Source organism: Pseudomonas putida, assembly GCF_002906855.1.
Classification (GTDB): Bacteria; Pseudomonadota; Gammaproteobacteria; order Pseudomonadales; family Pseudomonadaceae; genus Aquipseudomonas; species Aquipseudomonas putida_N.
Window position 1 is genome coordinate 48,517 of record NZ_MINI01000048.1, and the last position, 12,522, is coordinate 61,038.

The window sequence follows — 12,522 nt, forward strand, 5'->3', positions numbered from 1 at the left end:
TTCTTGGCTGACAACTGCCACGCCCTGGGGCATTCTGTACGCCTTCGTTTCGCCCCCGTACAATGCGGGGCTATTTCAACGTCTTAGGCAATCGACACGGCTAACCATGCGCACCAGTCAATATTTGCTCGCCACCCAGAAAGAAACCCCTGCCGACGCAGTGGTCATCAGCCATCAGCTCATGCTGCGTGCCGGCATGATCCGCAAACTGGCCTCCGGCCTGTACACCTGGCTGCCGATGGGCCTGCGGGTGATGCGCAAGGTCGAAAACGTTGTGCGCGAGGAAATGAACGCCGCCGGCGCCCTGGAAGTGCTGATGCCAAGCATCCAGCCTGCCGAGCTGTGGCAGGAATCCGGCCGCTGGGAACAGTACGGTCCTGAGCTGCTGCGCCTGAAAGACCGCCACCAGCGTGATTTTTGCGTCGGCCCGACCCACGAAGAAGTGATTACCGACCTGGCCCGCAACGAGCTGTCCAGCTATAAACAGCTGCCGCTCAACATGTACCAGATCCAGACCAAGTTCCGTGACGAGATTCGCCCACGCTTCGGCCTGATGCGCGGCCGCGAATTCATCATGAAGGACGCCTACTCATTCCATGCCGACCAGGCTTCCCTGCAGGAAACCTACGACCGCATGCACCAGGCGTACACCAACGTCTTTACCCGCCTGGGCCTGGACTTCCGCCCAGTGCAGGCCGACACCGGCTCCATCGGTGGCAGCTACTCCCACGAATTCCACGTCCTGGCCGAGTCGGGCGAAGACGACGTGATCTTCAGCGACAGCTCCGACTACGCCGCCAACATCGAGAAGGCCGAAGCCATCCCGCGTGAAACCGTGCGCCCTGCTCCTACCGAGGAACTGCGCCTGGTCGACACGCCGGAAGCCAAGACCATCGCCCAACTGGTGGAAAACCACGGCCTGGCGATCGAAAAGACCGTCAAGACCCTGATCGTGCGCGGCGCCGAAGAAGGCAAGCTGGTCGCCCTGATCGTCCGTGGCGACCATGAGCTCAACGAAATCAAGGCCGCCAAGCTGGAACAGGTTGCCGACCCGCTGGTCATGGCCACCGACGCCGAACTGCGCGAGGCCATTGGTGCCGGTGCCGGTTCGCTCGGCCCGCTGAACCTGCCACTGGAAATCGTGATCGACCGCTCGGTCGCCCTGATGAGCGACTTCGCCATCGGTGCCAACATCGACGACAAGCACTACTTCGGCGTGAACTGGGAACGTGACCTGCCCGTTCCACAGGTTGCCGACCTGCGCAATGTCGTCGAAGGCGACCCAAGCCCGGATGGCCAGGGCACCCTGGTGATCAAGCGCGGCATCGAAGTCGGCCATATCTTCCAGCTCGGCACCAAGTACAGCGAGGCTCTCAAGTGCCAGGTCCTGGGTGAGAACGGCAAGCCGGTCATACTGTCCATGGGCTGCTACGGCATTGGCGTATCCCGCGTAGTCGCCGCCGCCATCGAGCAGAGCTACGACGACAAGGGCATCATCTGGAACGACGCCCTGGCACCGTTCCAGATCGCTCTGGTACCGCTGCGTTACGAAACCGAGGTAGTCCGCGAGGCAACCGACAAGCTGTACGCCGAACTGACCGCAGCCGGCTACGAGGTGCTGCTGGACGACCGCGACAAGAAGACCAGCCCCGGCATCAAGTTCGCCGACATGGAGCTGATCGGCATTCCACACCGCATCGTCGTCAGCGACCGCGGCCTGGCCGACGGCAACCTGGAGTACAAGCACCGCACCGAGTCGGAAGCCCAACAGCTGCCGCTCAATGAAGTGCTGACCTTCCTGCAGGCCCGCGTTCGCCGCTGATAATCAATGCACGAGTAATCATGTCCAAGCGAAGTACCTATACCCTGGGGGGCGCCGCACTGTGCGGCGCCCTGCTCGCCAGCGGTTGCGCCAACCAGATGTCCCAGCGCAGCGATCATGAGGAGCGTGTCGAGCGAAAGCTGCTCGAACATACCTTGCAGATCGATGTCGGCGAGCCGAAGGTGATGGAGCTTCCGCAACGGCGTGTGCGCATCCATGAGCAGAAGCGTTTCGAGGTCACCGAATACGAGGTCACCCGCCGCTACGACCGCTACACACCTTACCAACCGTGGCGGGAGATCTACGAGATCCCGCTCGGCGCGGTAGCCGTGGTCGCTGGCATTGGCGCCAACGTGGTCAACGTGTTCGCCCTCGGCAACCTGCCGCAGAGCATGACCCACGACTGGCTCAGCTACGGCGTGGACGGCCTCAACCCGTTCATGAACACGCCGTCCAATGGCCGCGCCCAGCAAAACCTGGCGGGCATCAGCGAAGTGCAGAAGGACAAGCGCGAAGAGTTCACCAGCGTGCCCTGGAGCGAACGCCTGGTCGAGGTCAAGGCGGGCAAGATGACCCACGAACTGACCACCGACAGGAACGGCGTGCTGCGCCTGAACCTGCTGGACAGCCCGTTCTCGGAACAGCACCTGAACCACGTCGGCACCTTGCACCTGCAGGTGGTTGATGAGGACAACGCGATCCGTGGCGATGCCAGCTTGCTGGTCAGCGCCACCTTGCGCAACAAGCTGCGTGAGGCTCATGAGCTGATCTTCGATGACCTCGAGGATGACGATGTCGGCCAGTGGGTACACCGGGTCAAGCGCTTGTCCGAGCTGGGCCTGGAAGAGGAAGCCAGCGAAATGGAGCAAAGCCTGATCGAGCTGACACGCAACGATCCGGAGCTTCAGCAGGAATTCCTGTCGGCACTGACCAAGGCCACTGGCCGGTTGGTCGCTGATCCCGGCGTGCAGTAACTATAAAGAAGGGGCCGTTTTTACGGCCCCTTTTCAATTGCCTGGGAACAGCTCCAACTGCTCATGCGCCCCGCGCAAATCCCGTAGCCTCACCCCTACCCCCAGCAAGCGCACCGGCTTGCCACCCCGGGCGAACGCCTGGCGCAGCAACTGACGGTAGCTTTCCAGGTCCCTACCCGCCCCCGCTTGCTCCAGGGTGGTCTGGCTGAAGTCATGAAACTTTACCTTTACGAAGGGCTTGTCGGGCCGGTAACTGCTGTCCATCCGTTCAATCCGCTCATTAAGGCTGGCCAGCAGCTCAGGCAAACGTTCGAGGCAGCTGTCCAGATCTGGCAGGTCGTTGTCATAGGTGTTCTCCACACTGACCGACTGCCTGCGGCTATCGTTGTGAACCGCACGCTCATCGATCCCCCGAGCCAACCCCCAGAGCCGCTCGCCAAAACTGCCGAATTCACGTGCCAGCGCCAGCCGCGACCATTCACGCAAGTCAAGACAGGTGTCGATACCCAGGCGGTTCAACTTGTCTGCAGTCACCTTGCCCACACCATGCAGCTTGGCCACAGGCAAGGCAGCCACAAAGGCCTCGACCTGCTCCGGGGTAATCACGAAGATGCCGTTAGGCTTACGCCAGTCGCTAGCGATCTTGGCCAGGAACTTGTTCGGGGCCACCCCCGCAGATACCGTGATATGCAGGGTACGGGCTACCCGTCGGCGAATGTCCTCGGCGATTCGCGTGGCACTGCCGGCATACCACTGGCTTTCACTGACATCCAGGTACGCCTCATCCAGCGACAACGGCTCGATCAAATCGGTGTAGTCACGAAAAATGGCGTGAATCTCGCGCGACGCTTCCCGGTAAGCCTCAAAGCGCGGCTTGACGATTTCCAGGTCCGGGCAAAGCTTGAGGGCATGCCGCGACGACATGGCGGAACGCACTCCATAGGCACGCGCTTCATAATTGCAGGTGGCAATTACCCCGCGCCGGTCCGGGGAACCACCGACCGCCATGGGGCGACCGGCCAGGCGCGGGTCGTCACGCATCTCGATAGAGGCGTAAAAGCAATCGCAGTCGATGTGGATGATCTTGCGCAGAGACACTGATGATGGACACCACTGTAAATTCATACAGATAGTAGCGCATGCCGCTAACGCTGAGACAGCCTGCTTCGATAATCGGCTTGCAAGCCCCGTCGCGCCTGATCCGCAGCCAGGCATGGTCGCTAAGGGATTGAACGAAAAAGGGTTTTCTACAATATCGCTTGACATGAGCACGGAAATCCGTAGAATTCGATCTCACAGGCGCGGGATGGAGCAGCCTGGTAGCTCGTCGGGCTCATAACCCGAAGGTCGTCGGTTCAAATCCGGCTCCCGCAACCAGATTCGAGAAAAGGCCACTGTTAACACAGTGGCCTTTTTCTTTTGCTTCGATTTTAATCGGCGAAAGAAAAATCAAACAAATCAACAAGTAAAGCTTGACACTCAGTGCTTAAGCTGTAGAATTCGATCCCACAGGCGCGGGATGGAGCAGCCTGGTAGCTCGTCGGGCTCATAACCCGAAGGTCGTCGGTTCAAATCCGGCTCCCGCAACCAGATTCGAGAAAAGGCCACTGTTAACGCAGTGGCCTTTTTCTTTGCCTGGAATTCAAGACCTGAAACAATTGTTATCCATTGTGCAGTTAGTTCTTGACTTGGCCGTCCGAATCTATAGAATACGCCCCTCTGACGCGGGATGGAGCAGCCTGGTAGCTCGTCGGGCTCATAACCCGAAGGTCGTCGGTTCAAATCCGGCTCCCGCAACCATATTCGTCAGAACAAACCCCGCCTGCGTAACAGCAGTGCGGGGTTTGTTGCATTTCGTCGCCTGATAAATCCTCGTACTACACCCAAACCCGCTCGTTTGAGGTGTCGTCTTGAGGATGAACTATCTTTAACACTGCCGGACGACTGAAAGTAACGTTGCCCGGAGTAATATCTGGATACGTTCACCAAAGGGACTTTCACTTGGCCGCAGCTCTTCCCCTCCTCGCGCACCACGCCCGAGGCATCTCATGACATCGCACACCCCCGAACCCCAGGTGCCACTCGCCTCGGCACTGCCGACTGCCGCCCAGCGCTTGCCTTGGCTGGAACGAATGAGCCGTTACCGCCAGCCGATTGGCCTGGCCGTGACCTTGCTGCTGTTTGCCATGGCGCTGATCGCGTGTCGGCATCTGCTGAGCGAACTGGACATCTATGCCCTGCACGATGCCATGCTCGACGTCCCGGCAAAATCGTTGATCGGTGCCCTTCTGGCGACAGTGGCAGGCTTCGTGATCCTGCTGGGCTATGAGTGGTCGGCCAGCCGTTACGCGGCCGTCAAACTGCCCCCGCAAACCTTGGTGATGGGCGGTTTCAGCGCCTTTGCCATTGGTAACGCGATCGGCCTGTCGATGCTCTCGGGTGGCTCGGTGCGCTACCGTTTGTATGCTCGTCAGGGCCTTGGTGCCGCCGAAGTGGCACGCATGACCGTGTTTGCCAGCCTGTCCCTGGGGTGCGCACTGCCACCACTGGCGGCGCTGGCCACCTTGAGCAACCTGCCGGCAGCAGCAACCGCCCTGCGCTTGCCTTCGACAGTGCTGGCCGGCATCGCCATCGCCGTTCTGGCCATCACCGCCCTGCTGGTGATCGGGCTGTATCGCCGTCGCCTGCCGGAACAACCGCTGGCCGACAACCTGCTGGTCCAGCTGGGCCGTCGCACCCTGCGCCTGCCCGGTGGCCGCCTGGCGGCCCTACAGCTGCTGATCACCGCGCTGGACGTGGCCGCCGCAGCCACCGTGCTTTACCTGCTGCTGCCGCAAGCGCCTCCTTTCGGTGCCTTCGTGCTGGTCTACCTGCTGGCCTTGGCCGCTGGTGTGCTCAGCCATGTACCAGGTGGCGTCGGGGTGTTCGAAGCGATCCTCCTGGCCGCCTTCGCCGACCAGCTTGGCGCCGCGCCACTGGCCGCCGCCCTGCTCCTGTACCGGCTGATCTACGTGGTGCTGCCGCTGCTGCTGGCCTGCGTGCTGCTGCTGGCCAACGAAGCACGCCGCCTGCTGTTCGCCCAGCAAGCTATCAAGGCGGCCTCGGGCCTCGGCGCACCGATCCTGGCGATTCTGGTGTTCCTGTCGGGCGTGGTGCTGCTGTTCTCCGGCGCCACCCCGGAAATCGACACGCGCCTGGAGCACATGGGCTTCCTTGTGCCACACCGGTTGATCGATGCCTCACACTTCGGCGCCAGCCTGATCGGCGTGCTCTGCCTGCTGCTGGCCCAGGGCCTGCGTCGGCGCCTTTCGGCAGCCTGGCTGCTGACCACTGTGTTGCTGCTGGTCGGCGCGCTGCTGTCGATCCTCAAAGGCTTCGACTGGGAAGAAGCCAGCCTGCTGACCCTGACCGCTGCCCTGCTGGCCATTTTCCGCCGCTCGTTCTACCGGCCGAGCCGGCTACTCGAACTGCCGTTCTCACCGGTGTACCTGGTGGCCAGCGCCTGCGTGGTCGGCGCTTCAGTGTGGCTGCTGCTGTTCGCCTACCAGGATGTACCCTATACCCACAAGCTGTGGTGGCAGTTCACCCTCGACGCCGACGCCCCGCGCGGCCTGCGCGCTGCCTTGGGCAGCGCGGTGCTGCTGGTGATCGTCGCCCTGACCTGGCTGCTGCGCACCGCCCGCCCGGTCATTCACCTGCCTGACGACGTCGAGCTGCAGCGCGCCAACCGTATCCTGCTTGCCTCCGACCAGCCCGACGGCGGCCTCGCACTGACCGGCGACAAGGCATTGCTGTTCCACCCCAGCGACAATGCCTTCCTCATGTACGCCCGTCGCGGCCGTAGCCTGGTGGCGCTGTATGACCCGATCGGCCCGGCCCTGGAACGCGCCGAGATGATCTGGCAGTTCCGTGACCTGTGTGACCTGCACCACGCCCGCCCGGTGTTCTACCAGGTGCGCGCGGAGAACCTGCCGTTCTACATGGACATTGGTCTGACCGCCCTGAAGCTGGGCGAGGAAGCGCGGGTCGACCTGCGCCGCTTCGACCTCGAAGCCAAGGGCAAGGAAATGAAGGACCTGCGCTACACCTGGAACCGTGGCGGCCGGGATGGCCTGAGCCTGGAGATCCACGAACCCGGCCAGGCGCCATTGGCCGAGCTCAAGGAAATCTCCGACGCCTGGCTTGGCGGCAAGAACGTACGCGAGAAAGGCTTCTCGTTGGGGCGCTTCAGCCCTGAGTACCTGCAGCACTTCCGTATCGCCCTGATTCGTTTCCAGGGCCGGCCGGTGGCCTTCGCCAACCTGCTGGAAACCCACAGCAACGAACTGGCCAGCCTCGACCTGATGCGCGCGCACCCAGAAGCGCCGAAGCTGACCATGGAATTCATGATGATCGGCTTGATCCTGCATTACAAAAGCCATGACTACGGCCGCTTCAGCCTGGGCATGGTGCCGCTTTCCGGCCTGCAGCCACGCCGCGGCGCCCCCTTGACCCAGCGCCTGGGCTCGATGGTGTTCCGCCGTGGCGAGCAGCTCTACAACTTCCAAGGCCTGCGGCGCTTCAAGGACAAGTTCCAGCCGGACTGGGAACCTCGTTACATGGCCGTGCCGGCCGGGCTCGACCCGCTGGTGGCATTGGCCGATACTGCCGCCCTGATTGCCGGCGGCCTGACTGGATTGGTGAAACGTTGATGATCCGACGCTATTGGCTGTACGTACTTATTCCCCTGCTGCTGGCCGCCCTGGCCGGCGCTGCGGGCTTTTGGCTGTGGGCACGCCCTGCCCCCGAGGCACGGCTGGAGCAGTTGACCCTGAATGACACCAGCATCATCCGCGTCACCCCGGGCGTGCACGCCAAGGCCCGGGTCGCCATCGGCGTGCCCCAGGACCAGGCCCTGACCGACAAGCAGCTGCTGGACCTGAGCCAGGCTGGCGAGGCGCAGCTGGTGCAGGTGATCCTGCCGCCGAACGACTGCACCAAGCAGCAACAGGCCATGGATCAGGCGCTGACCCAGCTGTCCGACAAACCAACCCTGGTCGCCGGCATCGGCCCTGGCGCAGCCCAGGCATGGCGCTGGCTGGCCACCCAGAATGACGACAAGGCCCGGGCCATTTCCGTCGACTTCACCCTGGAACAACCAGGTTGCAAGGCCGAGCTGCCGAAGTCGGCCGCCCACGGCCACTGGAACGTCGCCTGGAACGACAACCCGGACGATGCCAGTGCTGCCTTCGTGCGCGACCAGGCCAACGCCGAAACCAGTATCAGCGACTATGACATCCACCTGCCACAGGTGCTCAAGGCCCAGCTGACCCAGGCCCTGGTCGGCCGCGACGGCAACGCCCTGGCCATCCCGGTGGTAGAAGTCCCGGCCGGGCAGACCACCGACACCGTCACCCTGTTCCTTTCCGGTGACGGCGGCTGGCGCGACCTGGACCGCGATGTGGCCGGTGAAATGGCCAAGCTCGGCTACCCGGTGGTCGGTATCGACACCCTACGCTACTACTGGCAGCACAAGACCCCGGAGCAAAGCGCCGCCGACCTGTCCGAACTGATGCAGCACTACCGTCAGAAGTGGGGCACCAAGCGTTTCGTGCTGACCGGCTATTCGTTCGGCGCCGACGTGCTACCGGCCATCTACAACCGCCTGCCGGCCGAAGACCAACAGCGTATCGACGCGGTCGTACTGCTGGCGTTCGCCCGTAGCGGCAGCTTCGAGATCGAGGTTGAGGGCTGGTTGGGCAAGGAAGGCCAGGAAGCGCCTACCGGGCCGGAAATGGCCAGGCTGCCGGCGTCCAAGGTGGTCTGCGTGTACGGTATCGAAGAGACCGACGAAAGCGGTTGCACCGACAAGACTGCAGTGGGCGAACGCATGAAGCTGCCAGGCGGCCACCACTTCGACGAGAACTACCCGGCGCTGGCCAAGCGCCTGATCGACGAGATCGAGACCCGCCAGGGCAAGTCCAGCGTCGCTGCACAGAACTGAAAATGATTGGGGCCGCTTTGCGGCCCCGATTACTCAGATCTCGACCTGAGTCCCCAGCTCGATCACTCTGTTCAACGGCAGGTTGAAGAAGCGCAAGTTACCGTTGGCATTCTTCAGCAAGAACGCGAACAGGTTGCCCCGCCAGCGCGACATCCCCTCCAGACGCGACGCAATCACCGTTTCCCGGCTCAGGAAGTAGGTGGTACGCATCGGGCTGAAATCCAGTTCGTCCAGGTGACACAGCCGCAACGCCGCTGGCACATCCGGCTCATCCATGAAGCCAAAGTGCAGCAACACGCGGAAGAAACCATCGCCATAGGCCTCAACCTCGAAACGCTCCTGCTCTGGCACCCGGGGGCGGTCTTCACTGACCACCGTCAGCAGCACCACCTGGCTGTGCAGCACCTGGTTATGCAGCATGTTGTGCAACAGCGCATGAGGCACCGCATCTGCCCGCGCCGTCAGGAACACCGCCGTGCCCTCGACCCGATGCGGCGGCTGCACGCGGATGCTGCTGATGAACACCGGCAGTGGCAGCCCACCTTCATCGATACGCTCCACCAGGATCTGCTTGCCGCGCTTCCAGGTGCTCATCAGCAGGTACAGCGTAAGCGAACGGGCATTACAGGTTGCGTAACGGCAGCCAGTTATGCGGCAACAACTCGGCGATCTCACTGGCGCGCTGCGTCGGCAGCCGCATCAGCACATCATGAAAGACCCTCTTAAAAGGCTAGAAGTGGTGTCCACTTAAATAGGTGGACACCATCGCCTTTGGCGGTGGGGTCAGAAAGGTGTGTTTGCTGGCCGGTTACGGTACAGCACACCGCCTGCCAGCACCGGGAAGGCACCGCCCTGGACGATCTTCGGCACGTTGGCAGCGAAGAACAGCCCATCAACGAAGAGGAAACCGACCAGGATCGGCACCATCAGTACCGGTGGCCATTTCCACAGCAGCAGCATCACCGACGACACCAGGATGGTAGTCATCAGCATGGTCCCAGTCACAGCCACACCGTAAGCTGCCGCCAGGGCGCCGGAGGACTCGAAGCCGATCACCAGCAGCACCACACCGACCATCAGCGTCCAGTTCACCGCACCGATGTAGATCTGCCCCTGCTCGTCGCTGGAGGTGTGCTGGATCTGCATGCGCGGGATATAGCCCAACTGGATGGCCTGGCGGGTCAGGGAGAAGGCCCCGGAAATCACCGCCTGCGAGGCAATGACCGTGGCCATGGTCGCCAGCCCGACCATTGGCAACAGCGCCCAGCCTGGCGCCAGCAGGTAGAACGGGTTGCGGGCGGCATCAGGGTTCTGCAGCAATATCGCGCCCTGGCCGAAGTAATTGAGCACCAGTGCTGGCAGCACCAGGGCGAACCAGGCGCGGGCGATCGGTTTGCGTCCGAAGTGGCCCATGTCGGCATACAGCGCCTCGGCACCGGTCAGCGCCAGCACCACGGCGCCGAGAATGGCCACGCCCATGCCGGGGTGGACGATGAAGAAGTTCACCGCCCAACCAGGGTTGAACGCCTTGAGCACTTCCGGGCTCTGGGAAATGCCATGCGCCCCCAGCGCGGCGAGCGCGAGGAACCAGACCACCATGATCGGGCCGAACAGCTTGCCGATCTTGTCGGTGCCGTGCTTCTGCACCAGGAACAAGCCCACCAGTACCACCAGCGAAATGGGTACCACCCAGTGGTCGATCCCTTCGAAGGCCAGGCCCATGCCCTCTACGGCGGACAACACCGAGACCGCAGGGGTGATCATGCTGTCGCCATAGAACAGCGAGGCGCCGATCAGACCGCAGACAACCATCAGCGAACGCAGGCGCGGGTAAGCCGCCGTGGCCCGCCGCGCCAGCGCGGTCAATGCCATCGTACCGCCCTCGCCCTGGTTGTCGGCGCGCAGGATGAACATCACGTACTTGAACGACACCACCCACAGCAGTGACCAGAGGATCAGCGAGAGGATCCCCAGCACACCATCATGGTTGACCGGCACCCCGTAACCGCCGGTAAAGACTTCTTTGAGGGTATACAAGGGGCTGGTACCGATATCGCCATACACTACCCCGACCGCTGCCACGAGCAGCCCCAGCGACCGTGTCGCACCCTGCTTCCCCGCGTGCCCGCCTTCGGCGTGACTGCTTGCCTGAACCATCGAACACTCCCGCAGTTGGCCTTGAAGGCCGGTAGAATTCACGCCTGCGTCAGGGGCATGCATAAACCCCGGCGCAATGGCGCGAAGCATAGCGCAGCGTTCGTCGCTTTTCTGCTGGTCAAGCGACCTTGCGCTCGCTAGAATTGCGCACTTTTTGATCAGAGGCGCCGAAAGCGCCCGTCAAGATCGCCCCCGACTGCGGCAGGGCGAACGGCATTCAATACCGAGGTTAGTCATGTCCACCACTCCCGCCACCCCCAAGGTTGGTTTCGTAAGCCTGGGTTGCCCCAAGGCCCTGGTCGATTCCGAGCGCATCCTGACCCAACTGCGCATGGAAGGCTATGAAGTCGTGCCCACCTACGAGGACGCCGATGTAGTGGTGGTCAATACCTGCGGCTTCATCGACAGCGCCAAGGCCGAGTCGCTCGAAGTCATCGGTGAAGCGATCAAGGAAAACGGCAAGGTCATCGTCACTGGCTGCATGGGTGTCGACGAAGGCAATATCCGTGACGTGCACCCGAGCGTGCTGTCGGTGACCGGCCCGCAGCAGTACGAGCAGGTGGTCAACGCCGTGCACGAAGTGGTGCCACCGCGCCAGGACCACAACCCGCTGATCGACCTGGTGCCGCCTCAGGGCGTCAAGCTGACCCCGCGCCACTACGCCTACCTGAAGATTTCCGAAGGCTGCAACCACAGCTGCAGCTTCTGCATCATCCCGTCGATGCGTGGCAAGCTGGTCAGCCGCCCGGTTGGTGAAGTGCTGAGCGAGGCCGAGCGCCTGGTCAAGGCCGGCGTCAAGGAAATCCTGGTCATTTCCCAGGACACCAGCGCCTATGGCGTCGACGTCAAGTACAAGACCGACTTCTGGAATGGCCGCCCGGTCAAGACCCGCATGCTCGAACTGTGCGAAGCGCTGAGCAGCCTGGGTGCCTGGGTGCGCCTGCACTACGTCTACCCGTACCCGAACGTCGACGACGTGATCCCGCTGATGGCCGCTGGCAAGATCCTGCCGTACCTGGACATCCCGTTCCAGCACGCCAGCCCCAAGGTACTCAAGTCGATGAAGCGCCCAGCCTTCGAAGACCGTACCCTGGCACGCATCAAGAACTGGCGCGAGCAATGCCCTGAGCTGGTGATCCGCTCGACCTTCATCGTCGGCTTCCCTGGCGAGACCGAGGAAGACTTCCAGTACCTGCTGGACTGGCTCACCGAAGCCCAGCTCGACCGCGTCGGCTGCTTCCAGTATTCGCCAGTCGAAGGCGCTCCGGCCAATGACCTGGGACTGGAAGAAGTACCGGATGACGTCAAGCAGGACCGCTGGGACCGCTTCATGGCGCACCAGCAGGCCATCAGCGCCGCCCGCCTGCAAATGCGCATCGGCAAGGAAATCGAAGTGCTGATCGACGAAGTCGAGGAGCAAGGTTCGGTTGGCCGCAGCTTCTTCGATGCCCCGGAAATCGACGGCAGCGTGTTCATCGACGGTAACCACGGCTTCAAGCCGGGCGACAAAGTGCGTTGCCGAGTGGTGGATGCCGACGAATACGATATGTGGGCCGAGCCCGTTTAAGGCAGCCTGCACGTGAAAA

General features: G+C 62.5%; 6 protein-coding genes, 3 tRNA genes and 2 pseudogenes. 8 read left to right on the forward strand and 3 right to left on the reverse strand.

Going from position 1 to position 12,522, the window contains the following annotated elements; genetic code table 11:
- The first annotated feature begins 106 nt into the window (after window positions 1-106).
- Window positions 107-1,822: a proline--tRNA ligase gene (locus tag BGP85_RS22715; RefSeq protein ID WP_103445286.1), complete on the forward strand. Its 1,716-nt coding sequence runs from the start codon at window positions 107-109 to the stop codon at window positions 1,820-1,822.
- Window positions 1,823-1,842: 20 nt separating this feature from the next.
- Entirely contained in the window at window positions 1,843-2,796 is a 954-nt protein-coding gene (locus BGP85_RS22720) for a hypothetical protein (protein ID WP_103445287.1), read from the forward strand.
- Window positions 2,797-2,829: 33 nt separating this feature from the next.
- On the opposite strand, the gene dinB is transcribed toward BGP85_RS22720, so the two are convergent.
- Window positions 2,830-3,888, reverse strand: a complete 1,059-nt coding sequence (gene dinB, locus BGP85_RS22725; protein ID WP_181004446.1) for a DNA polymerase IV — start codon at window positions 3,886-3,888, stop codon at window positions 2,830-2,832.
- Between the two features lie 208 nt (window positions 3,889-4,096).
- Here dinB and BGP85_RS22730 point away from each other — a divergent pair.
- The 5 genes from BGP85_RS22730 (at window position 4,097) to BGP85_RS22750 (ending at window position 8,779) form a co-directional block, all read left to right on the forward strand.
- Window positions 4,097-4,173, forward strand: a tRNA-Met gene (locus BGP85_RS22730).
- Window positions 4,174-4,309: 136 nt separating this feature from the next.
- Window positions 4,310-4,386 (forward strand) — tRNA-Met (locus BGP85_RS22735).
- A 133-nt stretch (window positions 4,387-4,519) separates the two neighbouring features.
- A tRNA-Met gene (locus BGP85_RS22740) sits at window positions 4,520-4,596 on the forward strand.
- Window positions 4,597-4,928: 332 nt separating this feature from the next.
- Complete coding sequence (mprF, locus tag BGP85_RS22745) at window positions 4,929-7,487, forward strand: bifunctional lysylphosphatidylglycerol flippase/synthetase MprF (protein WP_374755341.1); 2,559 nt, start codon at window positions 4,929-4,931, stop codon at window positions 7,485-7,487.
- On the forward strand, window positions 7,487-8,779 hold the full coding sequence (locus tag BGP85_RS22750; protein WP_103445290.1) for a virulence factor family protein: 1,293 nt from the start codon (window positions 7,487-7,489) through the stop codon (window positions 8,777-8,779). Before mprF ends, BGP85_RS22750 begins: the two co-directional genes overlap by 1 nt.
- Window positions 8,780-8,812: 33 nt before the next feature.
- Here the strand turns inward: BGP85_RS22750 and BGP85_RS22755 are convergent.
- Window positions 8,813-9,379, reverse strand: a pseudogene (locus BGP85_RS22755) (KUP/HAK/KT family potassium transporter); the annotation flags it as partial.
- 225 nt (window positions 9,380-9,604) lie between these two features.
- A pseudogene (locus tag BGP85_RS22760) lies at window positions 9,605-10,936 on the reverse strand (KUP/HAK/KT family potassium transporter); the annotation flags it as partial.
- Window positions 10,937-11,171: 235 nt separating this feature from the next.
- Between BGP85_RS22760 and rimO the strand changes: the two are divergent.
- A complete protein-coding gene (gene rimO / locus BGP85_RS22765; RefSeq protein ID WP_103445291.1) occupies window positions 11,172-12,503 on the forward strand; it encodes a 30S ribosomal protein S12 methylthiotransferase RimO in 1,332 nt (443 codons plus the stop codon).
- The last annotated feature ends 19 nt before the right edge of the window (window positions 12,504-12,522 follow it).